Annotated in this window: 22 protein-coding genes; 18 read left to right on the forward strand and 4 right to left on the reverse strand. The window is 51.3% G+C overall.

What is annotated here, in order from left to right; translation table 11 throughout:
- The first annotated feature begins 83 nt into the window (after window positions 1-83).
- Window positions 84-1,721, forward strand: a complete 1,638-nt coding sequence (locus CWE14_RS02905) for a methyl-accepting chemotaxis protein (protein WP_126797990.1) — start codon at window positions 84-86, stop codon at window positions 1,719-1,721.
- 2 nt (window positions 1,722-1,723) lie between these two features.
- Here the strand turns inward: CWE14_RS02905 and CWE14_RS02910 are convergent, their stop codons facing one another.
- Window positions 1,724-2,179, reverse strand: coding sequence for a hypothetical protein (locus tag CWE14_RS02910; protein ID WP_126797991.1), 456 nt, complete (start codon window positions 2,177-2,179; stop codon window positions 1,724-1,726).
- 150 nt (window positions 2,180-2,329) lie between these two features.
- On the opposite strand from CWE14_RS02910, the gene ccoN reads away from it, so the two are divergent.
- The 11 genes from ccoN to ttcA all read left to right on the forward strand — a co-directional run bounded on the left by ccoN (window position 2,330) and on the right by ttcA (window position 12,276).
- Window positions 2,330-3,766: a cytochrome-c oxidase, cbb3-type subunit I gene (gene ccoN, locus CWE14_RS02915; protein ID WP_126787943.1), complete on the forward strand. Its 1,437-nt coding sequence runs from the start codon at window positions 2,330-2,332 to the stop codon at window positions 3,764-3,766.
- Window positions 3,767-3,780: 14 nt separating this feature from the next.
- Window positions 3,781-4,389 carry a cytochrome-c oxidase, cbb3-type subunit II gene (ccoO, locus tag CWE14_RS02920; RefSeq protein ID WP_126797992.1) on the forward strand — a complete coding sequence of 203 codons (609 nt, stop codon included), beginning with the start codon at window positions 3,781-3,783 and terminating at the stop codon, window positions 4,387-4,389.
- 5 nt (window positions 4,390-4,394) lie between these two features.
- Window positions 4,395-4,586 carry a cbb3-type cytochrome oxidase subunit 3 gene (locus tag CWE14_RS02925; RefSeq protein WP_126797993.1) on the forward strand — a complete coding sequence of 64 codons (192 nt, stop codon included), beginning with the start codon at window positions 4,395-4,397 and terminating at the stop codon, window positions 4,584-4,586.
- On the forward strand, window positions 4,579-5,526 hold the full coding sequence (ccoP, locus tag CWE14_RS02930; RefSeq protein WP_126797994.1) for a cytochrome-c oxidase, cbb3-type subunit III: 948 nt from the start codon (window positions 4,579-4,581) through the stop codon (window positions 5,524-5,526). Before CWE14_RS02925 ends, ccoP begins: the two co-directional genes overlap by 8 nt.
- 110 nt (window positions 5,527-5,636) lie before the next feature.
- Window positions 5,637-6,158 carry a FixH family protein gene (locus tag CWE14_RS02935; RefSeq protein WP_126797995.1) on the forward strand — a complete coding sequence of 174 codons (522 nt, stop codon included), beginning with the start codon at window positions 5,637-5,639 and terminating at the stop codon, window positions 6,156-6,158.
- A 49-nt stretch (window positions 6,159-6,207) separates the two neighbouring features.
- Window positions 6,208-8,637, forward strand: coding sequence for a heavy metal translocating P-type ATPase (locus tag CWE14_RS02940; protein WP_126797996.1), 2,430 nt, complete (start codon window positions 6,208-6,210; stop codon window positions 8,635-8,637).
- A gap of 10 nt (window positions 8,638-8,647) precedes the next feature.
- Window positions 8,648-8,830, forward strand: coding sequence for a cbb3-type cytochrome oxidase assembly protein CcoS (gene ccoS, locus CWE14_RS02945; RefSeq protein WP_126797997.1), 183 nt, complete (start codon window positions 8,648-8,650; stop codon window positions 8,828-8,830).
- Entirely contained in the window at window positions 8,817-9,467 is a 651-nt protein-coding gene (locus CWE14_RS02950; protein ID WP_157981770.1) for a sulfite exporter TauE/SafE family protein, read from the forward strand. Before ccoS ends, CWE14_RS02950 begins: the two co-directional genes overlap by 14 nt.
- Before the next feature lie 71 nt (window positions 9,468-9,538).
- The gene (gene fnr, locus CWE14_RS02955; protein ID WP_126787929.1) at window positions 9,539-10,276 is read left to right on the forward strand and encodes a fumarate/nitrate reduction transcriptional regulator Fnr; all 738 of its coding nucleotides are present in this window, start codon (window positions 9,539-9,541) and stop codon (window positions 10,274-10,276) included.
- A gap of 62 nt (window positions 10,277-10,338) precedes the next feature.
- The gene (uspE, locus tag CWE14_RS02960) at window positions 10,339-11,265 is read left to right on the forward strand and encodes a universal stress protein UspE (RefSeq protein ID WP_126797999.1); all 927 of its coding nucleotides are present in this window, start codon (window positions 10,339-10,341) and stop codon (window positions 11,263-11,265) included.
- Between the two features lie 81 nt (window positions 11,266-11,346).
- Window positions 11,347-12,276, forward strand: coding sequence for a tRNA 2-thiocytidine(32) synthetase TtcA (gene ttcA / locus CWE14_RS02965; RefSeq protein WP_126798000.1), 930 nt, complete (start codon window positions 11,347-11,349; stop codon window positions 12,274-12,276).
- Here ttcA and CWE14_RS02970 read toward each other — a convergent pair.
- Window positions 12,273-13,154: a glucosaminidase domain-containing protein gene (locus CWE14_RS02970; RefSeq protein ID WP_126798001.1), complete on the reverse strand. Its 882-nt coding sequence runs from the start codon at window positions 13,152-13,154 to the stop codon at window positions 12,273-12,275. The two genes, ttcA and CWE14_RS02970, sit on opposite strands and share 4 nt — an antisense overlap.
- A 97-nt stretch (window positions 13,155-13,251) precedes the next feature.
- On the reverse strand, window positions 13,252-14,037 hold the full coding sequence (locus CWE14_RS02975; protein ID WP_126798002.1) for a hypothetical protein: 786 nt from the start codon (window positions 14,035-14,037) through the stop codon (window positions 13,252-13,254).
- 108 nt (window positions 14,038-14,145) lie between these two features.
- Here CWE14_RS02975 and CWE14_RS02980 point away from each other — a divergent pair, with 108 nt between their 5' ends.
- The 5 genes from CWE14_RS02980 (at window position 14,146) to CWE14_RS03000 (ending at window position 19,246) form a co-directional block, all read left to right on the forward strand.
- Window positions 14,146-14,781 carry a pseudouridine synthase gene (locus tag CWE14_RS02980; protein ID WP_126798003.1) on the forward strand — a complete coding sequence of 212 codons (636 nt, stop codon included), beginning with the start codon at window positions 14,146-14,148 and terminating at the stop codon, window positions 14,779-14,781.
- 43 nt (window positions 14,782-14,824) lie between these two features.
- Window positions 14,825-15,952, forward strand: coding sequence for a tRNA 2-thiouridine(34) synthase MnmA (gene mnmA / locus CWE14_RS02985; protein ID WP_126798004.1), 1,128 nt, complete (start codon window positions 14,825-14,827; stop codon window positions 15,950-15,952).
- Window positions 15,949-16,590 carry a high frequency lysogenization protein HflD gene (gene hflD, locus CWE14_RS02990; protein WP_126798005.1) on the forward strand — a complete coding sequence of 214 codons (642 nt, stop codon included), beginning with the start codon at window positions 15,949-15,951 and terminating at the stop codon, window positions 16,588-16,590. Before mnmA ends, hflD begins: the two co-directional genes overlap by 4 nt.
- 80 nt (window positions 16,591-16,670) lie before the next feature.
- A complete protein-coding gene (purB, locus tag CWE14_RS02995; protein WP_126798006.1) occupies window positions 16,671-18,068 on the forward strand; it encodes an adenylosuccinate lyase in 1,398 nt (465 codons plus the stop codon).
- Entirely contained in the window at window positions 18,065-19,246 is a 1,182-nt protein-coding gene (locus tag CWE14_RS03000; protein WP_126798007.1) for a cupin domain-containing protein, read from the forward strand. The genes purB and CWE14_RS03000 overlap by 4 nt, the downstream gene beginning before the upstream one ends.
- 44 nt (window positions 19,247-19,290) lie before the next feature.
- On the opposite strand, the gene CWE14_RS03005 is transcribed toward CWE14_RS03000, so the two are convergent.
- Window positions 19,291-19,719, reverse strand: a complete 429-nt coding sequence (locus tag CWE14_RS03005; RefSeq protein WP_126798008.1) for a DUF4826 family protein — start codon at window positions 19,717-19,719, stop codon at window positions 19,291-19,293.
- Window positions 19,720-19,972: 253 nt separating this feature from the next.
- Here CWE14_RS03005 and CWE14_RS03010 point away from each other — a divergent pair, with 253 nt between their 5' ends.
- Window positions 19,973-21,019 carry a Glu/Leu/Phe/Val family dehydrogenase gene (locus tag CWE14_RS03010; RefSeq protein WP_126798009.1) on the forward strand — a complete coding sequence of 349 codons (1,047 nt, stop codon included), beginning with the start codon at window positions 19,973-19,975 and terminating at the stop codon, window positions 21,017-21,019.
- The last annotated feature ends 33 nt before the right edge of the window (window positions 21,020-21,052 follow it).

Raw genomic sequence — 21,052 nt, forward strand, 5'->3', positions numbered from 1 at the left:
AAGACAGTAACAACTGTCACCTACGAAAACTAGAAAACAACAGATCGGGGTAAATGTTCAGGGATTATAGAGGGAAGTTGTATATGAACCAATGGTTACAGAGAATGCCTATCAGTGTCCGTTTGTTGCTGTTACTGGTAATAGCGGCAACGGGCACCGTATTAATGGTCACCTTCATGCTGTTTAATTTGCGCACTGTCATTATTGATGGTGAGCAGCAGAAGCTGGATGCACTCAATGATGCCTCGATGACAATTGTCGAGGACTACTACAACCGTTTCCGCGACGGTCAAATGACGGAAACAGAAGCCCAGCAAGGCGCCATTGAGCGACTTGATCAAATTCGCTATGAGGGTCAGGAATACGTTTTCACCCTAAACCGAGCCGGTATACTGATACAGCACCCGTTCTCCGGCCAGCGCGGACGCAACGTACTAAACTTTTCCGACTCCAACGGCACTCAGTTATTCAGACTGATGCTCGAGCGCACCGAAAATCAGGAGCGCGCGACGGTAAACTACATCTGGGAATTGCCGAACAGTTCTGAGCTTGGTCCTAAGATCACCCGTGTGCGGACCTTTGACCAATGGGACTGGGTACTTGGCAGTGGTGTATATATAAATGATGTCGCGAGCCAGCTATGGGCCCAGTTCTGGCGCCTGGCGATGTTTGCGCTGCTTTTATCCGTCCCCTTATTGCTGCTGTTCCTGGTTATTATTCGCAGTATCGTCAAACCGCTACGTACCACCATTGCGGCAATGGATGATATTGCTGAAGGTGAAGGCGACCTCACCCACCGTCTGGACGACAGCGGCAATGATGAGATAGCGCGACTAGCCCGCAGCTTCAACAACTTCGTTGGCAAAATTCAGGCATTGGTTAAATCGGTTCAGGAAAGTGCAGAACACGAACAGGAAGCCGCCAACCGATTACGCGAGCTGACGGTTTCCAGTTCTGAGCTGAGCGGTCGATTAGCCACGCAAACCAATTCCGTCGCCACCGCGATCACCGAGCTGTCGTCCTCGGCCAGCGAAGTGGCCAGCCATGCCCGTGATGCGGCCGAATCTGCTAACGAAGCCGACAAAGAAGCCGAACGCTCGGCCACTATTGTTCACTCCTCGGTGAGCAATGTCGGCAAGCTGGCTAAACAGCTGCATACCGCAGCGGAACAGGCAGAAACGCTGCAAAAAGGCTCTGACAAGATCGGTAATATTTTGAGCGTGATTGTTAATATTGCCGAGCAGACCAATCTGTTGGCACTGAATGCGGCGATCGAAGCGGCCCGCGCTGGCGAAGCTGGTCGTGGCTTTGCGGTCGTGGCTGATGAGGTACGCACGCTGGCAACGCGCACTCAGGCCTCGACGCAGGAGATTAACGACCTGGTGCAGACCATTCAGAAATCGATTAAGGATGTTTCAACCGTTATCTACGATGTACAGCAGGCTTCTCACGAAACCCGCGATGAAGCGGCCGAAGCTGAAAACGCTATCGCCGAGATTCGTCGTGCAGTGGAAAATATTTCAGCCATGAACATACAGATAGCCAATGCCACTGACGAACAGAGCCGGGTCACCATGGAGGTCAACGAAAACGTCACCGATATTAGTGATCTGTCATCAAATAATGAAAGCAACAATGTGTCGCTGCGTGATTTAAGCGAATCGTTAAATAGCAGTAGTGCGGAACTTAGTAAACTGGTACGCCGCTTCAGAACCGAATAACGCTAGGGAATATACGACGTAAATGGAACACGCAGTTGGTACGACTGCCCTGCGTGTTCCACCTCCAGCCGCAGTTCCCAGACCATCTTCGGGTCCGTGCAGGCGCCTAACAGTATATCCGCATACCATAATCCATTTTCAGCTTGTTCCCAGTTAACTGGCAGTCGACCCATGTACATGCTTAAACCACGAATTTCGCTTTGCAGGATCTCAACAGGATCATTGCTGACCAGGCTGATTTTTACGCCCCGTTCAATCGGCATATCGACGTCACTACTGACTAACCACAAAGCAATACCCTGACCTGGCTCAAATAAGCAGTGGTTATCCAACTCCGAGGGGTGTCCGCAGAAGGGGTTTTTGCTAACATCGGGCTGCTCTTGCGGGGTGCAGGCTACTAAAGCAGCACCACCAAGCACAAGTAAAAGTAATGATTTAATTAGAGAAATCGGCAACATGGGGTTAACTCACTGAGTTGCAGGCAAAAGATTGCCTATATACTACTCAGCATATTGATAGAAATCATTATTTCACCCTTTAGCGCTATATTTCCGGCTGTAAAAACCGTAAAATGGCGCTGTTTTTTAACGGTATCGGACTATTAAGTGATGAGCCAAACTATTCCACAGAACACTGAATATAATTTTAAAGTGGTTAAGCAGTTCACTGTTATGACCATCATTTGGGGGATTGTAGGGATGGCCGTCGGCGTGCTGATTGCAGCACAGCTAGTGTGGCCTGCCCTCAATTTTGACATTCCGTATCTGACCTACTCTCGCCTGCGCCCACTGCATACCAATGCGGTTATTTTTGCGTTTGGTACCAGTGCGTTATTTGCTACCGCCTATTATGTGGTGCAAAAAACCTGTCAGGTCAGACTCTTTTCCGACAAACTGGCTGCGTTTACCTTCTGGGGTTGGCAGGCAGTTATCGTGGCTGCGGTTATTACGCTGCCACTAGGAATGACTACCAGTAAAGAATACGCCGAGCTTGAATGGCCGGTCTCTATTCTGATCGCTGTGGTCTGGATTGCCTTTCTGATTGTATTTTTCGGAACCCTGGCCATTCGCCGTACCTCGCACATTTATGTAGCGAACTGGTTCTACGGCGCGTTTATTATCGCCGTGGCGATGCTTCACATCGGTAATAACCTGGCTATCCCAGTGTCCTTTACCAAGTCATACTCGATCTACTCGGGGGCGGTCGATGCAATGATGCAGTGGTGGTACGGGCACAATGCCGTAGGCTTCCTGCTGACTGCCGGCTTCCTCGGTATGATGTACTACTTCGTGCCGAAGCAGGCAGAGCGTCCGGTCTACTCCTACCGTTTGTCGGTGGTCCATTTCTGGGCACTGATTTCAATCTACATCTGGGCAGGTCCTCACCACCTTCACTACACTGCGTTGCCTGACTGGGCTCAGTCGGTTGGTATGGTGATGTCTGTGGTTCTGTTTGTGCCGTCCTGGGGTGGTATGATCAACGGTATTATGACCCTGTCTGGCGCCTGGCATAAGTTGCGCACCGATCCGATTCTGCGCTTCCTGATCGTCTCCCTGTCCTTCTATGGCATGTCGACTTTCGAAGGCCCGATGATGGCAATTAAATCGGTGAACGCGCTGTCTCACTACACGGATTGGACCATAGGTCACGTTCACTCAGGCGCGCTAGGCTGGGTAGCTATGATCAGTATCGGTGCTATCTATCATCTAATCCCGGTACTTTTTGACCGCGACCGTATGTACAGCGTGAAAATGATTAATACCCATTTCTGGTTACACACCATTGGTGTGGTTCTGTATATCGTTGCGATGTGGATTTCCGGTGTTATGCAGGGTCTGATGTGGCGTGCGGTGAACTCTGACGGCACCCTGACCTACAGCTTTGTGGAAAGCCTGGAAGCCTCGTACCCGTTCTACTTCGTGCGTTTCTTAGGTGGTGTGTTTGTTGTCGCTGGTATGTTGCTGATGGCATTTAACACCTACAAGACAATTCGCAGTGATAAAGTTCGCGCAAGCGAGCCGCTGCCAGCTGCACAATCAGTTTAAGGAGTCGCTGAATCATGAAGAAAAACAAACATGAATTAGTAGAAAAACACGTAGGCTGGTTTGCGATATTGTCTATCATTGCAATTTCCATCGGTGGTCTGGTGGAAATTACTCCCCTGTTATTTCAGGATCAGGTCAATGAACCAGTAAAAAACCTGCGCCCTTACACCGCACTAGAGCTGGAAGGTCGTGACATCTATATTCGCGAAGGCTGCGTCGGCTGCCACAGCCAGATGATTCGTCCTTTTCGTGCAGAAACAGAGCGTTATGGTCATTATTCAGTCGCTGGTGAGTCCGTTTGGGAGCATCCGTTTTTGTGGGGCTCGAAGCGAACCGGACCTGACCTGGCCCGTGTTGGCGGCCGCTACTCGGACGAATGGCACTATGTTCACCTGATGGACCCGCGCGCAGTGGTTCCTGAATCGAACATGCCTGGCTATCCGTGGCTGGCTGAGCGCACCTTAGATGGCGCCCTGACCGCACAGAAAATGGAAATCTTCCGCCGTTTTGGGGTGCCTTACACGGATGAAGATATCGCAAATGCGCAGACTGATGTTCAGGGACATACAGAAATTGAAGCCTTGATTGCGTACTTGCAGTCCTTAGGCACAGCACTTAGGTAATCACTATGGGCGGTCCAACATTTAATGCGTATTACACACTGTTAGTCTTTGGGGTGATTATTATTGTCATCCTGTGGGCTTACAGCAGTAAAAACAAAGATAAATTTGACCACGACGCTAACTCAATCTTCGAAGAAGACGAGAAGGCTGACGACGAAGGTCAAAACCAGAAACGGGAGTCAAAGAGCGATGAGTAGCTTCTGGAGCGGATGGATTATTGTTCTGACCATAGGTCACCTGATAGCGTTGATTGTGCTGCTGCGCTGGAACATGAAGAACTACACGGATGTAGCTGAAGGCGATAACATGGGCCACGAGTTCGATGGTATTTCTGAACTCAATAACCCGCTACCCAAGTGGTGGACATACTTATTCTGGATCTGTCTGGGTTGGGCGTTCCTCTACCTTGCGCTCTACCCTGGCCTGGGTAACTTCCAGGGCTTGCTGGGCTGGTCGAGTTCCAACCAGGACGTGCGTTCACTGGAAGAGTCTGAACAGGCACGTTTGCAAGCCATTGAAGACGGCCAGATTGTTCAGTACGACCGCGAACGTGCCCGTGCTGAAGACGTGTATGGCCCTATCTTTGCGCAATATGCCAGTATGAGCATTGAAGACATTGCTGATGACAGTGAAGCGCTGCGCATAGGCCAACGTTTGTTCTTGCAAAACTGTGCTCAGTGTCATGGTTCGGATGCGCGTGGCGGGATTGGCTTCCCTAACCTGACCGATGGTGTTTTCAACTGGGGCCACAACCCTGCTGATATCAAAACCACTATCATGGGCGGGCGTGAAGCAGCGATGCCGGCATTCGGTGAGCAACTTGGTGAACAAGGCATTCGCGAAATGGCCGCCTACGTACTGAGTCTAAGTGGCCGCAATGTGGACCGTGAGCTGGCTCGAGCCGGTGAAACTCAGTTCGCAGTCTGTGCTGCCTGTCACGGCATGGACGGGAAAGGTAACCCTGCAATGGGCTCACCCGACCTGACCAATAACGTATGGTTGTACGGAGGCTCACAACGAGCCGTCGAAGAGACCCTGCGTCATGGTCGCAACGGTGTTATGCCACGCTGGGATAGTATTCTCGGCGAAGACAAAGTTCAGATTCTTTCAGGTTATATTTACAGTTTAAATAACTAAGTCAAAACAAGGATTTAGTGCTAAGGAAAGCCCCGACAACGGGGCTTTTTTATACGCTTGGCAAGGGGTGCAGATGCCCTGCCCGGCACTTAACGGTGAGGTCTACTACTATGCAATCGTCCATCCAACCATCAGCAGAGAACACTCCCTGGTACAAGCATTTTTGGGTTTGGTGGCTCATTGGGGCTAAGGTTGCCGTTATCAGTGCCTGTTTTTATACCGGCTGGCTTATTTATCACAACCCGGCCTCTATGGTTATCGACGACTACTACAAAGAAGGCCGCACCATAAACCTCCAGCTGACCAAAGTAGCCCGTGCTGAAGAGCTCGGAATTGCGTTTGATGTCAGTATCAGTGAGCGTCAGTTAATGTTCCGCTTTACCGAGTATGAACCTGAGCAACGGGCCGCCTTGCATGTTGTCATGTATCACCCAACGCTGGATGAAAAAGATTTTGAGCTACGCGTACCGCACGCGGGTGAAGGTTGGTATCGGGCAGAACTGCCACGGGAGATTTCCGGTCATTGGCGGATAATTATCGAGCCTTTCGATGAAGAATGGCGCGTTAGTGACAACATTCACCTGCCTCAGGATGAGAATTTTACCCTGACACCTGAAAACTATGGTGTTTAAGGTAGCGAGTCAGCGAATACACTAAGGTAACGGAAGGTACGCAAACGATATGCAGTCCATTACACGCCCGCAAACACAGGAAAGCCAGTGTTTTCATTGCCATCAGCCTATCCCCCGCGGGCTCAACCTGACCGTTACCATCCAGGACAGCGAGCAGCCAATGTGCTGTTATGGCTGCCAGAGCGTGGCTCAAACCATCATTGATCAGGGGCTTTTCCATTACTACAAATTCCGTGAGGTGGACGCAGATGGAATCCCTCAGGCATTGGTACCTGACCAACTGCAGGCCCTGAATGAACAGGTTAAAGCCTATGACGACCCGGATATTCAACGCGAATTTGTACGCACTTCAAATGATAGCAGCACCGCCGAAGTAACTCTGGCCGTTGAAGGCATGACCTGCGCGGCCTGTGCCTGGCTAATTGAACGCCAGCTCAATGCGACCCAAGGGGTCGAACATGTCGTTGTGAACGCCTCCACTGACCGGGTGCATGTAAAATGGGATGCTAATCAATGTCAGTTGAGCGATATACTCGCCGCCATTCACGCCGTTGGTTACCGTGCCCTGCCTTTCCAGCAAGCGGATCTGGAACAGTCATTTGAGAAGAAACGACGCAGCTATATTCTTCGCTTAGGGGTGGCGGGTCTGGCTTCCATGCAGACCATGATGGTCGCCTTTGGTCTCTACTACGACGACATTGATGACATGCACCGGCTTTATTTCTGGTGGGTGTCCCTGCTGTTTACCGCACCAGTTATCGTCTACAGTTGTCAGCCATTTTTTGCCAACGCCATTCGTGCCTTGCGGGCCCGTACGGTGAATATGGATGTGCCGGTTTCGCTGGCCATGGCGCTCGCCTTTGTGGCCAGCTTCTATGCCACCATTTTCGATACTGGCGAGATCTATTACGAGTGCGTTTCAATGTTTGCGTTTCTGTTGTTGTCGGGGCGTTACCTTGAATTGCTGGCAAAACACCGGGCCATCGCCAACGCAGCCAACCTGATGAAACTTATCCCGGCCATCGCAGAGCGCGAAGAAGACGGCCAGTGGCACAAGGTCATGGTCAAATACCTACAGGCCGGTGACTCTATACGAGTCAAACCAGGTGAACCACTGCCGGTTGACGGGCGCCTGCAGACCGCAACGGCCTGGTGCGACGAATCCCTGCTAACCGGTGAAAGTCGCCCCGTCGCAAAACGCGCCGGTGACCAGCTATACGCCGGTAGCGTTAACCAACACAGTCCGATTACGTTGACCGTCACCGGCACTCATCAGGACACCCTGTTATCGAGCATTGTCTCATTGCAGGACACCGCGATGGAGCAAAAGCCCCGCTTTGCCCGTTTTGCCGATGTTGTCGGTCGTTATTTTGTTTTTGCCACATTGTTAATCGCCGCCGTTACCTTTACCAGCTGGATGTTTTTAGACCCGGCCGATGCATTCTGGATTACCCTGTCGGTGCTGGTTGCAACCTGCCCTTGTGCGCTGGCCCTGGCAGCGCCGACCGCAATGAGCGGAGCCATCAATCGCCTCAACCGCGGTGGGATACTGATTAAGAATGCTACTATTCTCGAAGGTCTGGGACGGATAAAAACGCTCTGTGTGGATAAAACAGGGACGCTCACTCAGGGCCGTTTTTCCATAATCGACGCCTGGTACCACCCGGATCAGGACAGCGATCACCTGAAGCAGATTGCGCACAGTATTGAGAACTACTCAGAACATCCGTTAGCGCGCCCGTTCCAGCAATTGGCGGAACAGGCCGTCCAACTCAGCGAGGTGGATAACTTGCCCGGACAAGGCCTTTCAGCAACCTATGCGGACACTGAATTCCGGATTGGTAGCCTGGCCTATATTCGCCAGTGGCACCCGGAGCTTACCTCACCATTGCCGAAGGCCAACGTGTTGCTGTGTGACCGCAACGGTCTGCTAGCCGCCTTTCAGGTGGACGATGAGCTGCGCCCTGACGCACTGGCGATGATAAACTGGTTCAAACAGCGCCGCATCCACGTGGTGATGCTAACTGGTGATGACCAGCGCCGGGCTCAGTTACTGGCCAGCGAATTGGGTATTGAAGACGTCCGTGCCGGACTTAAACCCGCCGACAAATTGAATGCCGTAAAAGCATTGCAGCAAGATGGACCGGTGATGATGGTCGGTGATGGTATCAACGACGCCCCCGTCCTGGCCCAGGCAGATGCGTCATTAACCTTCGCCAGCGGCACCGAACTGGCTCAGGCAGGTAGTGATGGCGTGATATTAAATGGTCGTCTTAACGCGCTGCAGAAAGTGTTTGATGTCGGAGCGCTGACTAAGCGGGTTATTCGGCAAAACTTTATCTGGGCACTGGGATACAATGCGGTGGTGCTGCCAATGGCCGTGACTGGTCATGTCGGTCCGTTATGGGCTATGTTAGGCATGTCGGCGAGCTCATTGATTGTAGTAACCAATTCGTTGCGCCTGATGCGTAAATCATAAGGAGGCTTGCATGGAGATTTTACATATTGCGGTACCAGCAGCCATTTTACTGGTCGCGTTCGCCATCGGAATTTTCTGGTGGGCCGTACGCCACGGACAGTTTGATGATCTTGAGCGGCAAGGTATGAATATACTGCTCGATGAAGAGCCCAAAAAGGCAAAAAAAACCAAGAAGCCCGATGCAGAATCTTGATATTGTCTCAGCTTTTCTGATGGGCCTGGCCGGAAGCGGCCACTGCCTGGCGATGTGTGGCGGGCTTGCCGGCGCCATGGGCTTACATCAGTCCCCTGCCCGCTTACTACTCTACAATTGCGGTCGTATTCTATCCTACATGCTGGCCGGTGCCATTGTCGCCGGAGCAATTCTTGCCGTGGTTCAGATCCACCAGCAAGCTATGCTCGTGGTTCGGCTTGGGGCTGGCATTATGATGATTCTGTTCGCTCTCTATTTAACCCGAGTGTGGATGTTGCTGACTTTCCTTGAGCGCGGGGGCGCTGTGTTATGGCGCTATCTGCAACCGCTCACCCGTCATTTTCCACCTAACGCAGCGGCGCCGAAGTTATTAATTGCCGGGATGTTATGGGGCTGGCTGCCCTGTGGTCTGGTATATAGCGCGCTGTCCTGGGCTGCGTTGTCCGGCCACCCAGGATACGGTGCACTGACGATGCTCGCTTTTGGTCTCGGAACCTTACCGTCGATGTTGATTTTCGGCATGTTTAGCCGCACACTAGGGGCGTTTGTCCGTTCTCAGGGATTCCGCTGGGTTGCAGGCGGCGCCTTATTTATCTACGGCGTTATGACTTGTTGGGTTGCACTTAAACAATGGTAATAGCAACCAGCCAGAAGGGATCTGAACGGCACCTCTTTTATGCAGTAGCGTAAAGCGCAAGGAATGTTGGCATGTCAGATCGAAACTGGTTAAATAATATCAATTGTCAGAACTGCAGTATCAGCCAGTTGTGTCTGCCTTATACGCTGGATAATTCATCGCTGGATAAGCTTGATAATATTATTGAGCGCAAGCGCCCCTACCATAAGGGCGAATTGATTTTTCAGGCTGGCGAACCCTTGCGTTCACTCTATGCAGTGCGTTCAGGAAGCTTTAAAAGCTATACCGTCAGCAACGACGGTGACGCCCAGATTACCGCCTTTCATTTACCCGGCGATCTAATTGGTTTCGATTCGGTGCACAGCAATAACTACACCTCTTTTGCGGAAGCACTGGAAACCTCAATGGTCTGTGAGATCCCCTATTCCAGCCTGGAAACACTAAGCGACCAGCTTCCTTTGCTGCGCCGCCAAATGATGCGCCTGATGAGTTCAGAAATCAGTGCGGACAAACAGATGTTGTCCTTGCTCAATAATAAAAGTGCCGAGCAGCGCTTAGCGACCTTCCTGCTTGATTTCTCTGAACGCTTTAAAAGCCGCGGTCTGTCCTCAAAAGAGTTTCGCCTCAGTATGACCCGGGCTGAAATTGGCAATTATTTAGGTTTAACCGTTGAAACCGTAAGTCGGCTCTTGAGCAAGCTGCATAAAGAAGCCGCTATTCAGGTGGACGGTAAGTTTATTCTGTTGCGCGACGTCGACCGCCTGCAGAGCATTGCTGGTGTTCAGTTAAGAGCTTGCGCTACATCATAGCTAATTCGTTGGTCTCGGCTACACTGATAAATAAGTAATAATATCAGCGAGCTGGAGGCCTCATGTATAACCGAATTTTAGTTGTTCTTGATCCTAATCAGGATCAACAAAAAGCCCTTGCGCGGGCCGTCAAATTAGCCCGACTTGAACACAGTGCACTTACCTTATTTGTTTCGATTTACGACTTTTCCTATGAAATGACTACCATGCTGTCCGGGGAAGAGCGTGAGAATATGCGCAAAGCGCTGATTGAAGAACAGCGTGAATGGGCCGCTGATTTACTGAAATCTTTTGATGTCCGCGATCTAACAGTCAACATTGAGGTGGTCTGGCACCACCGTCCCTTTGAAGCCATTATCAAGGCCACCTTCGATGGCGGTCATGATCTGATTATCAAAGGCACCCGCCGTCACGACAAGTTACAGAGTGTTATTTTCACCCCAACCGACTGGCATCTGCTACGCAAAGCCCCATGCCCGGTGCTGCTGGTTAAAGAGCATGAGTGGCCACCAAACGGTCAGATCATTGGTGCCGTGAATGCAGGCGCAGAGGATGAGTCACATCAGTCATTGAATGAACGTATTATTGCTGCGGGTAAACAAATGAGTGAAATTCTGCAGGCCGAATTGCATCTGCTGAACTGCTACCCCACTGCCCCCCTTAACATGGCGATAGAAATCCCTGAGTTCGATACCAGTGACTATCAGGCCAATGTTCGTGACTACCACCAGAAGTCGCTCGCCACATTGGCTGATCGACATCACATTGATCATGCAAATTTGCACGTGCGTGAGGGGCTTCCTGAAGATCAGGTGCCTGCACTGGCTGAAAAAATAGACGCTGAGCTAGTGGTTCTGGGCACCATTGGCCGCACTGGATTTACCGCAGCGTTGCTGGGAAATACCGCCGAGCACGTGATTGAACAACTCAACTGCGACGTTCTGGCTATTAAACCTGAAGGTTTCAAGTCACCGCTAAAAGCCAGTTAACACTGGCATTAAATTGTAAGGGCGCTAGTGGAACTGTATACTAGCGCCCTTTCTTTTGCCCGCAGTTACACAGGTAAAGCCATGTCAGAGAGCGCCAAGCAGCAATACAGTATGAATAAACTGGAAAAGCGGATACGTCGTTTAACCGGCCAGGCCATTGGCGATTTCAGAATGATCGAAGATGGTGACAAGGTGATGGTCTGCCTGTCCGGTGGTAAAGACAGCTATACCTTGCTGTCGGTGCTAATGTATCTGAAAAAGGTGGCACCGATTCACTTTGACATTGTTGCGGTTAACCTCGATCAAAAGCAACCGGGCTTCCCTGAACACGTGTTGCCTGCTTATCTGGATACCCTGGCAATCGACTATAAAATAGTCGAAGAAGACACCTACTCAATTGTCAAAGACAAGATCCCTGCAGGGAAAACCACCTGTTCGCTGTGTTCCCGCCTGCGCCGAGGCATTCTGTATCGCACTGCGGCTGAGCTTGGCGCGACCAAGATTGCGCTCGGGCACCACCGTGACGATATGCTGGAGACGCTGTTCCTCAATATGTTTCATGGTGGGACACTGAAATCCATGCCGCCCAAGCTCGCCAGCGACAACGGTGAGCATGTGGTAATTCGGCCTTTGGCCTATGTGAAAGAAAAAGACATTGAGCGCTATGCGCAGGCACAGGGCTACCCGATCATTCCATGCAATCTCTGTGGTTCGCAGGAAAACCTGCAGCGTAAGCAAATCAAAGAACTGCTAAGAGACTGGGATCGCAAGTTTCCTGGCCGCATCGAAAGCATGTTTACCGCAATGCAAAATGTGGTGCCATCTCATTTGGCAGACAAAGCGCTTTTTGACTTTGCCAGCGTCAGCGCAACGGGCGAGCAAACCGTGAACGGGGACACGGCCTTTGATGCGCCAACGGTACCTGGCAGTCATACGTTTGCTGAGGCGTCAGCGGACCCCTCAGCCAGCGTACAAAAAATTCAGGTCGTTAACCTGCTGCAGCCGACTTAACTGTCGACTGTAGCAGTACCTTCTGCCTCGACTTGCAGGCCTTCATCACGAACATCCTCAATGATCGGACGATTAATCCGGATCATCTGGTTTAGCTCATCAATATAATCCTGTCCGCGTTCAGAATAGCTCATTAAACCCGCGGTTAGCGTGGTTGAACTGACACTGTCTTCTTGCTCTCGCTCTTCGAGCCGCATCTGGCGCAATTCAGCATAGGCAAAATGCGTATTAAGGTTACGAATAAAAGACTCAACCGAGGCTTCCATACTATCAAAGCGGCGAACTTCATAGCGCTCACCATCAGGTCTCGAGCCCGGCACAATACCGCAACCATCAGTCCAGCACCACTGACCGAAGAAATTCAGACCCTGAGTAGCGAACCTTGAAGTCCCCCACCCTGATTCATTGGCTGCCTGGATCAATACCAGTGTACCCGGGACAATATCAACCCGGCGATTCAACACCGCGAATTGTTCCTGCAATTGCTCTTCATCGACACGGTAATAGCTGAGAATGGTTTCCATCCAGCGTTGTTCACGCTGGTTCAGCGATCCGCCCTGTTCCACTTTGTTCTGCAATTGATTGAGGTAGGCACGTTGTTCGGTAATGCGTTGGTTTACTTCGTCAATGGCCGGCAGTAAGTAGGCGAAAAATTCGCGCTTGCGCTCTGTGACATCATAAATGTCAGCGAATGCCGGCACGAACTTTGTTTGCTGCGATAACGGCTGGTCTATCGGTGGCTGGGATTGGCGCTCAATCTGGCTGGGTGATCCAGCGGTATCGTCCCGCTGAGCATCCTGACCACTATGCTGAACAAAAGGAACCGCTATGGCGGCGGCGACAACCAGTGCTGCTGCACTTCTGACAAACCATTTCATGCATTAACCTCGTTACAAATGAGGCTTTACTATACCAAGGTTATCTTTACAATTCATCTGTCATTCGCACACCCCTGCGACAAGGTTGTCAGCGTCGCTATGCATCAAAGGTGTTTGAGGATGATCCCCGGTGGCTACTTTCTGACTTAATTCCACGGTCCGGCCCGTCACCCTGCTGGTCCTGCCCCGCTACCACGCCAAATACCTCGCGGTACATCACTGCTTTGACGTTATAAAAGTACGGCGCAACCACAATTAAAAGAATCCCCAGTGTCAGCAGGCTTAGCAGAAAGAGCACAAACATAACCACATAGACCAGCAGGAAGGAGCCGAAACGGCGTGTGGTCGCAATAAATGAAGACTTAACGGCTGCGAACGGGCGAAGTTTATAGTCAGCAACCAGGGGCAAGGCCATAGATAACGTCAGTAAAATGAACCCCATCACAGGTAACGCCACTAACGGCGGTAAGATCCCGGCAGCGAGTAAAGTGAGCAGCTGGCTAATGACGGCCACAGTAATAAAGGGAAATGGCTGGCGAATAAAGTTAAAGACATCCATGGGTCGTGTCTTTTCGCCTACGCTATGGCGTAACCCCATGACGTGGATCGCAGCAAATAACGGCGGCATGACCAGTGTCTGAGTTAATTGCAGTGTCATGACCGTGCGCGCGTCTTCTGGATCCGGCGTACCAATAAACACCTGCATGAGTACCATAGCGATGGCTAAAAAAACCAGAAACCCCAAAAAAATCGCACCGAGCAGACTGAGAAAAGAGACTTTTGTCAGTTGCCAGCCCTCCACCAGCACATCCAGTGGTTTAAAGCTGTGATTCTCTTGTAGGGCCCGCTCCAGATTGCCACCAACACGCTTGTCCTGCTTCATGTATACTTCGCCCAGTTAAAAAGTTCATTCTCGACACTATTTGTTAGCGCGCATCATAGCATGCAGAACGCCGCAAAATCACAACTGAACAAGCAGAGTTAACCGGTTATGAATACAACGCCCCCTGCACAACGACGCCACAAGAGCCGCCGCCCGCGCCCGCAAACCCCACGTTTGCTGTTGTTTAATAAACCATTTGGCGTGCTTTCTCAATTCAGCGGTGAGCCGGGCGATCAGACGTTAAAAGACTACATCGACCTGCCCGATGTGTATCCAGCAGGACGCTTAGACAAAGACAGCGAAGGCTTGTTGCTGCTGACCAATGACGGCCAGCTACAAGCCAAAATCAGCAGCCCCAAATTTAAACTGGCAAAGACCTATTTTGTTCTGGTCGAGGGCGAACCTGACGAACAGGCACTGCAGCAACTGGCACGTGGTGTTGAGCTAAAGGACGGCATCACCTTACCGGCAGAGGTCGAAACCTGTGCCGAACCAAGCTGGCTATGGCCACGTATCCCGCCAGTGCGAGAGCGAAAAAGCATCACCGACAGCTGGCTAAAGTTAACCATCCGCGAAGGTAAAAACCGTCAAGTCCGGCGTATGACCGCAGCGGTAGGCTTGCCGACGCTGCGCTTAATTCGTTATCAGATAGGCCCCTGGAACCTACAAAGTCTGGCCCCGGAAACTAGTCGAGAAGTGCCAGCAAAGCTGCCGCCAAACATGGCGCGAAGCCTGAAAAAGTGATAGGATCCGCGCGTTTTAAACTAACCATGAGGTCGTAGGCAAAGTGCTAGACGAACGTGATCCTTCTCAAATTAAAGTCATTGTCGGCATATCCGGCGGTGTCGACTCTTCTGTCTCGGCGTACCTGCTTATGCAGCAGGGCTACCAGGTCGAAGGGCTGTTTATGAAAAACTGGGAAGAGGATGACACCGACGAATATTGCGCAGCAGCAACGGATTTAGCCGATGCTGAAAAGGTCTGCGAAAAACTCGGTATCGAACTGCACACGGTTAACTTTGCCGCTGAATACTGGGACAACGTATTCGAGTATTTCCTCGAAGAATACAAAGCCGGACGTACGCCAAACCCCGACATCATGTGCAACAAAGAAATTAAATTCAAAGCCTTTCTCGAGTTTGCAGCGGACGCCCTTGGGGCCGACTACATTGCGACCGGGCATTACTGTCAGCGTCGCTTTGACGGCGAGCGGTGGCAGTTGCTGCGTGGCCTGGATGAAAACAAAGATCAGAGCTACTTCCTGTATACCCTGTCCCATCAGCATATTTCCCAGACCCTGTTCCCCATCGGACACCTGGAAAAACCAGAAGTACGCGCTATTGCAGAGGCTCAGGGCCTGATCACTCATGATAAAAAGGACTCGACCGGGATCTGCTTTATCGGCGAACGTAAGTTCAAAGACTTTTTACAGCAGTACCTGCCAGCCCAGCCGGGTGACATTGTCAGTGTTGACGGTGACCTGTTAGGTCAGCATCAGGGCCTGATGTACCACACCTTAGGGCAACGTAAAGGGTTATTAATTGGCGGCTTAGCCAACGCCGGCGAAGACCCCTGGTATGTGGTTGATAAAGACGTCGAAGCCAATCAACTGATTGTCGCGCAGGGCCGTGATCACCCTCGTCTCTATTCGAACGGCCTGATCGCCAAGCAGTTACACTGGCTTGACCGGGAGGTATGTGGTGAATCCTTCAGCTGTACGGTGAAAACACGCTATCGTCAGGAAGACATTGCCTGTCGCCTGGTGCCGCTTGACGATGACAGTGTCGAAGTGCATTTTGACGAGCCTGTTGCGGCAGTTACGCCCGGGCAGTCAGCGGTTTTCTACCTCAACGAGGTTTGTTTAGGTGGTGGTATTATCGAGGCACGAATTACCGAGCACGAGGTCGCTTTATGAGTGAGCTAAGCAGTGGTATCTGGCATCAACGGATGCTGGCGTTCTCCGGCGTCTGTCTGGCCTCGGTCTGTGTCCAGCAGCTTGCCCGACGTGGCCAGGTCAACCCACCAGAAGCGGCGCAGGTGCTAATTGACTCAACCCTGATTGTGGATGCTGCCGATACCGAAAGCATTTATCAACCGCTCAGCGCCTTGTTACCTGGTTTAAAAGTCCTGTTACGCCAACTCGACGCTAGCGGCGACAAAGATGTCGAACAAACCCGTTATGTCGTCGGTATGCTGCAACTGGAACGCCGTTTAGCACGCAATGACAAAGCCATGAACCAGCTTGGCGCTGCTATTAGCCAGATAAAACGCCAGCGCGAAACCTTTGCCTTTGAGGACAGTGATATCACTGCCAACCTGGGTTCGGCCTATTCCGATATCATTAGCGGCATCGGCCCCCGCATTCAGATTCAGGGTGACTCGAACTTTTTAACTCAGCCTCAAATACAAAAGCGTATTCGGGCCATGCTACTGGCTGGTATACGAAGTGCGGTGCTCTGGCGCCAGTTGGGTGGCAAACGTCGCCAGGTGGTGCTGAACCGCAAGCAGATGCTAAATGCGACACGCGATATACTGAATTCCCTGAGCGTTTAACCACATAACTAGTGGCCTGTGGCCGCTAGCAGAACGCTTGCTACGATACTTTTACTTACTTTGACCATGGAGCTCCGCTCATGCAATTATCTGCATTGACTGCAATTTCCCCTGTTGATGGCCGCTACGGCAACAAAGCGGACGCACTGCGTCCAATATTCAGTGAGTACGGCCTGATCAAATTCCGCGTGACGGTTGAGGTGCGCTGGCTGCAAAAACTCGCGGCGATCGATGCTATCGGAGAAGTGCCGGCGCTCAGTGCTGAAGCCAATGCCCACCTTGATGCCATCGTAAATGATTTCAGCGAAGCTGACGCTGAGCGGGTCAAAGAAATTGAGCGCACCACCAACCATGATGTCAAAGCGGTGGAATACCTGCTTAAAGAGAAAGTTGCCAACCAGCCTGAACTGGCCAAAGTGACCGAGTTCATTCACTTCGCCTGCACCTCTGAAGACATTAACAACCTGTCCCATGGGTTAATGATGCGGACAGCGCGGGATGAGGTCATCCTGCCGGTGTTGCAACAGGTGGTTGATAAAGTTGTTGCGCTGGCCAAAGAACATAAAGAAGTCGCCATGATGGCACGAACCCATGGCCAGCCTGCTACGCCAACTACTATGGGTAAAGAGTTCGCCAACGTCGCCATTCGTTTGCAGCGTCAGTTGCAACTGCTCAAAGCCGTTCCGCTGCTGGGTAAAATTAACGGCGCTGTGGGTAACTACAATGCGCACCTGGCCGCCTACCCTGACGTCAACTGGCATCAGGTGTCACAGCAGTTTGTGGAATCGCTTGGACTGAACTGGAATGCGTATACCACCCAAATTGAACCGCATGATTACATTGCCGAGTGGTTTGATGCACTGGCGCGTTTCAATACGATTCTGATCGATTTAGACCGTGATCTGTGGGGCTATATCGCCCTTAACCACTTTAAGCAAAAAACCGTGGCCGGCGAAATCGGCTCATCGACCATGCCGCATAAAGTGAATCCTATCGACTTTGAAAATTCTGAAGGCAACCTCGGCATCGCCAATGCGATCATGGCTCACCTCGCACAAAAGCTGCCGATGTCACGCTGGCAGCGTGATCTGACCGACTCGACTGTATTACGTAATCTGGGAGTCGGTGTTGCGCACTCATTGATTGCCTATCATGCCACCCTGAAAGGCCTTAATAAGCTGGAAGTGAACGAGGCCAGCCTGCTGCGTGAACTTGATCAGAACTGGGAACTGCTGGCTGAACCCATTCAGACCGTGATGCGCCGCTATTCGATTGAAAAGCCTTATGAAAAACTGAAAGAACTGACCCGTGGTAAACGCGTCAATCAACAGGCCATGGCTGAGTTTATCGATACCTTAGCGCTGCCAGAAGCAGTTAAAACCGACTTAAAAAGCTGGACCCCAGCGGCCTATATTGGTCAGGCGATTCAGTTTGTCGATGAGCTAGATACGGCGATGGCAGCACTGCAAAGCGAATGAGCGAATTTAAACTAAACCCAGCCGCTTTTGATGTTAGTGACTTTTTACGCAACGACTGGCAAAAGCGGCCGCGGATCATTCGTCAGGCATTTCTAAATTTCGCAGATCCAATCTCAGCAGACGAGCTGGCCGGTGTTGCTCTCGAACCCGGGGTTGATTCACGCGTGATTAGTAGCAAGGACGGCCAATGGGATCTACAACATGGTCCTGTTGAAGACTATTCCTATCTGCCCGATCAAGGCTGGTCTTTGCTGGTGCAGGCGGTTAACGAACACTTTCCACCAGCACAGGCGCTGATAGAGCCCTTTCGCTTCCTCCCCGACTGGCGCATCGACGACCTGATGGTTAGCTATTCAACGCCGGGTGGCGGAGTCGGTGCTCATCTTGACCAGTATGATGTGTTTATTATTCAGGGTCAGGGGCGCAGACGCTGGCAGATCGGTTCTCCCGGCGACTATACCACCATTACCCCGCATCCGGATTTAAAGCAGATTGAGGGCTTCACGGCTGAGCTTGACGAGGTGCTTGAGCCTGGCGATATGATTTATATACCAGCCGGGTTTCCGCATGCTGGCGAATCACTGAGTGAGTGCATCAACTATTCGGTGGGTTTTCGCGCCCCGAGCCAGGCTGAGCTGCTCTCCGCGCTGGCCGATTACGCTCTGGATAACGATGCCCTTGAGCGCCGTTTCAAAGACTCAGTGGGCAATGATAACTCCAACGCTAAACCTTCGGGCTGGCATCTGGATGAAAATGCCCTGCAGGGGTTTCGTCAACTGATGCGTGATGCGCTGAATGACAACAAGTTACTGGATGAAGTGATTTGTCAGCTGTTGTCGCAAAATCCGCGGCCACCCTTGCTAGTGTGGCCTGAAACAGCAGTGACCGAGTCCGGGGTGAAACGTTATCTGCAACGCTACCCCAGTCTTCAGCGCGCAGTTGGCTTACGCATGCTAACCACTGATGTAGCCGGTCAACGCTATGGATTGGTGCAGGGACAGCGTTTCGAACTGACTGACGCAAGCAGTCAGCAGCTTTTTACCCTGTTACTGAATACCCATCTGCAAATTGCTACGGACAATTTACTTGAACTCAATCTTAGCTCAGCGGCACTGCAACTGCTGACCCAGTTCATTAACGAAGGGTTCTGGTTTGTTGAAACAGAAGAGCAGGCATAACGCCTGCTCTTTGTTTTGACTGAACTGATTTGACTTAACTGACGTTAAACCGGGGCATTCTGCCACAAACGTTCGTCATTCCCCACTGCATATAAAAGTTCGGCATGGCGAATAAGCAATTGCGCCATTTTTAGTTCCGTTGCTCCGGCAGCATCCCCTAAGGCATGAATATTTTCTGCTTTCAATTGCCAGTTGAGGCTAAAATGGCGAAGCGCTTCACGGGCTGACTTGGCCACGTCGGCGGATACATGATCCATGGTCACAGCACCGTTAACCACCCACACTTTTTTACCGTCCTGCAGCTTAAACTTCCAGATAGCCACATCCGGAATCAGGTAACGGGAATCTTTGGTTAAAATACGGTCACTTAGCATGCCGCGTTCAGCCAGATAGCGGTTGGCGTTCTGAAATTGCTCCCGTACCCACGCCTGGTTTTGTTCTTCTGTCATCGGAGTTGGTTGTTGTTCGCTCATAAGCCTACGTCTTGTTTACATTTCAAAGCTAAATCGTACCAATATCCGAGCTGACAAGGAAGCGCCAACCACAGGAAATTCGCGGTCTGCAACAAGTGTAAACTCTAGTTGCTAAACAGATGTTTGAATTACGCAATATTTCGACACCCTAAACTGGTTTTAGCCAGTTGAAAGTGGTAGTTTACGCGCATTTTAAGGGGCCAGGCAGTTGTCGTGCCCGCAGATACCAACACAATGAGGTTGAAAGGAACGTATGTCAGTATTTGATCATCAGGAATTTGATAATCACGAAGAAGTGGTTTTTTGCCACGACGAAGCGACCGGTCTCAAAGCCATTATCGCGGTACACGACACAACTATGGGTCCGTCCTTAGGTGGCACCCGGATGTGGAATTATGCATCGTCTGACGAAGCCTTAACCGACGTATTGCGTTTGTCACGCGGGATGACTTACAAAAGCGCCCTCGCCGGCCTGCCGTTAGGCGGCGGTAAAGCAGTTATCATCGGGGACGCGAAAACCGACAAGTCACCTGAACTGTTTAAAGCCTATGGTCGTTTTGTTGACTCATTGAGCGGCAAATATATCACTGCGGAAGACGTTAATATTCGCACCAGCGATATTGAGCTGGTCGCTACCCAAACTCGCTATGTCGCAGGTACCGAAGGCAAAGCTGGCGATCCGTCGCCACATACCGCGCTGGGAAGCTACCTAGGCCTGAAAGCGGCAGCCAAGCATCAGTTTGGCAGTGATGACATCAAAGGTCTTAAGATTGCGATCCAGGGCCTTGGTGCTGTGGGTTACGATTTTGCCAAGTACCTGGCTAAAGACGGCGCTATCCTGACTGTCTGTGACGTCAATCAGGACGCTGTTGATCGCGCAGTAAAAGAGCTTGGCGCTACTGCTGTTGGCATCGATGAAATCTACGATGTTGAGATGGACATCTATGCCCCTTGTGCGCTGGGTGCGACCATTAATGACGGCACCTTAAAGCGGATCAAAGCGAAAGTTATCGCTGGTAGTGCAAATAACCAGCTGGCGACCCCTGCACATGACCGTATCGTAAAAGATATGGGTATTTTGTACGCGCCTGACTACGTTATTAATGCGGGTGGTGTTATTCACGTCTGTTCAGAAGCCGCTGCGATGACCACCGAAGATACCGCTGCCCGTGTGCGTGCTATTTATGACACGCTGGACCGTATCTTCAGCCGGGCTAAAGCGGAAGACCGCCCTACCGGTGAAATTGCGGATGAAATGGCGCGGGAAATCCTCAAAGCCAAGGCTGCTAGCCGCGGTTAATCCGCTGCAATCAGTTCGATAGAAAAAGGGCTC

This window comes from Aliidiomarina soli (assembly GCF_003986975.1).
Classification (GTDB): Bacteria; Pseudomonadota; Gammaproteobacteria; order Enterobacterales; family Alteromonadaceae; genus Aliidiomarina; species Aliidiomarina soli.

Coding starts and splice junctions, on each gene's coding strand:
- CWE14_RS02905 (WP_126797990.1), top strand. CDS start 84: ATGAACCAATGGTTACAGAGAATGCCTATCAGTGTCCGTTTGTTGCTG.
- CWE14_RS02910 (WP_126797991.1), bottom strand. CDS start 2,179: ATGTTGCCGATTTCTCTAATTAAATCATTACTTTTACTTGTGCTTGGT.
- ccoN (WP_126787943.1), top strand. CDS start 2,330: ATGAGCCAAACTATTCCACAGAACACTGAATATAATTTTAAAGTGGTT.
- ccoO (WP_126797992.1), top strand. CDS start 3,781: ATGAAGAAAAACAAACATGAATTAGTAGAAAAACACGTAGGCTGGTTT.
- CWE14_RS02925 (WP_126797993.1), top strand. CDS start 4,395: ATGGGCGGTCCAACATTTAATGCGTATTACACACTGTTAGTCTTTGGG.
- ccoP (WP_126797994.1), top strand. CDS start 4,579: ATGAGTAGCTTCTGGAGCGGATGGATTATTGTTCTGACCATAGGTCAC.
- CWE14_RS02935 (WP_126797995.1), top strand. CDS start 5,637: ATGCAATCGTCCATCCAACCATCAGCAGAGAACACTCCCTGGTACAAG.
- CWE14_RS02940 (WP_126797996.1), top strand. CDS start 6,208: ATGCAGTCCATTACACGCCCGCAAACACAGGAAAGCCAGTGTTTTCAT.
- ccoS (WP_126797997.1), top strand. CDS start 8,648: ATGGAGATTTTACATATTGCGGTACCAGCAGCCATTTTACTGGTCGCG.
- CWE14_RS02950 (WP_157981770.1), top strand. CDS start 8,817: ATGCAGAATCTTGATATTGTCTCAGCTTTTCTGATGGGCCTGGCCGGA.
- fnr (WP_126787929.1), top strand. CDS start 9,539: ATGTCAGATCGAAACTGGTTAAATAATATCAATTGTCAGAACTGCAGT.
- uspE (WP_126797999.1), top strand. CDS start 10,339: ATGTATAACCGAATTTTAGTTGTTCTTGATCCTAATCAGGATCAACAA.
- ttcA (WP_126798000.1), top strand. CDS start 11,347: ATGTCAGAGAGCGCCAAGCAGCAATACAGTATGAATAAACTGGAAAAG.
- CWE14_RS02970 (WP_126798001.1), bottom strand. CDS start 13,154: ATGAAATGGTTTGTCAGAAGTGCAGCAGCACTGGTTGTCGCCGCCGCC.
- CWE14_RS02975 (WP_126798002.1), bottom strand. CDS start 14,037: ATGAAGCAGGACAAGCGTGTTGGTGGCAATCTGGAGCGGGCCCTACAA.
- CWE14_RS02980 (WP_126798003.1), top strand. CDS start 14,146: ATGAATACAACGCCCCCTGCACAACGACGCCACAAGAGCCGCCGCCCG.
- hflD (WP_126798005.1), top strand. CDS start 15,949: ATGAGTGAGCTAAGCAGTGGTATCTGGCATCAACGGATGCTGGCGTTC.
- purB (WP_126798006.1), top strand. CDS start 16,671: ATGCAATTATCTGCATTGACTGCAATTTCCCCTGTTGATGGCCGCTAC.
- CWE14_RS03000 (WP_126798007.1), top strand. CDS start 18,065: ATGAGCGAATTTAAACTAAACCCAGCCGCTTTTGATGTTAGTGACTTT.
- CWE14_RS03005 (WP_126798008.1), bottom strand. CDS start 19,719: ATGAGCGAACAACAACCAACTCCGATGACAGAAGAACAAAACCAGGCG.
- CWE14_RS03010 (WP_126798009.1), top strand. CDS start 19,973: ATGTCAGTATTTGATCATCAGGAATTTGATAATCACGAAGAAGTGGTT.